We start from the raw sequence: 1232 nt of genomic DNA, 5'->3' as shown, positions 1-1232 counted from the left end.
GCCCATCAGCACGAAAATTTCGCCTTCCTGCACATCGAAGGAGACGTTGTGCACGCCGACGACCTGGCCGGTGCGCTTCAGCACCTCGTCCTTCGTCGCGCCGGCGGCGAGCATGTCGAGCGCCTGCTGCGGGTTACTTCCAAACACCTTGCACAGACCTTCGACCACGACCTTGGGGGCATCCATCGAAACCTTCTCCTCGTGTAGCGGGGACTCGCGCTTGTCTTAGCGTGCCTACATAGTTGCCAGAAAAAACCCCGACCTGCCGACGAATTACGACAAACGCTTGCGCAAATACGACACAGCCTCCCGCCCCGCCTGGCGGGCCGCGCCGCGCGGCGGCACCCGATTGCGGCGGCGCAATACGCGCTCGGCCAGCACCGGCGGGCGTCACGCGCCGGACTTGTGCGCAGCAGCGCGGCGCATATCGCGTCACGTCCTGCGCAAATTCGCATCGGGCCCGCGTCGCTTTACGACAATTTCACGTCCGATGGCGCGCCGATCTGTTCAGACGAAAGCCCGCACGGTAGTCACCCGTAAAAAGCATGACCGTGCAAAAAGCCGCACGACGACACCGGACGGTGCACGCCGCGATACCGCGCCAACCCGGAAAATCCGCGACGGCCGCTGTGATACATTCCCCGCAAACACGCTGAGCACGACGTTGCCGCGGGGCTTTCGCACGAAGGTCACCCGCTCGACGCGTGCCTGCCGGTTCGCCTGCCGGCCGTGCTGAAACCGCCTCGATCCGGTGCCAACCGCGATCGATGGACGATAACGATACAGAGAGGGAGCAAGGCGTTGAACTGGGCATTCGCCGTAATCGGCTTCATCGTGGGCGGCATCGCCGCATTGATCGGGGATTTCTCGGCCGCGAACGGTTCGCTGCTCGGCGCCGCCGCCGGGTTCTGTATCGGCCACGCGCTGCAGCAACGCAAGCTCAAGGGGAAGCACGCGGCACCGGACGCGTTCGCGATGTCCGCGACGCCTCCAACCGCACCGTTGCCGCTTGCCGACCGCGTCGCGCGCCTCGAAGCGACCGTCGAGACGCTGACGCGTGAAGTCGCGTCGCTGCGCGGCCAGCTGGCCGGCGCGAAGGTTGGCTCGGCCACGATCGGCGCGACCGGGCACACGCCCGCCGGCACCGCATCTGTATCCGCAACCCCATCCGCCCCCGTCCCGCCTTCGGCCGCCCTGCCGCCGCGCCCGCCTGCCCAGCCGGCCGCCGCCCG

At 67.3% G+C, this 1232-nt stretch carries 2 pseudogenes; one reads left to right on the top strand and one right to left on the bottom strand.

Annotated features, from left to right (window positions below):
* A pseudogene (locus tag G3N64_RS40120) lies at positions 1–308 on the bottom strand (glycine betaine/L-proline ABC transporter ATP-binding protein); the annotation flags it as partial.
* Between the two features lie 493 nt (positions 309–801).
* On the opposite strand from G3N64_RS40120, the pseudogene G3N64_RS39150 reads away from it, so the two are divergent.
* Positions 802–1232, top strand: a pseudogene (locus G3N64_RS39150) (DUF2339 domain-containing protein); the annotation flags it as partial.

This window comes from Burkholderia sp. Ac-20344 (assembly GCF_017104975.1).
In the GTDB taxonomy this organism is placed as follows: domain Bacteria; phylum Pseudomonadota; class Gammaproteobacteria; order Burkholderiales; family Burkholderiaceae; genus Burkholderia.
The sequence above is the reverse complement of the archived record's forward strand: the minus strand, read 5'-3'. Positions and strand labels throughout refer to the sequence as shown.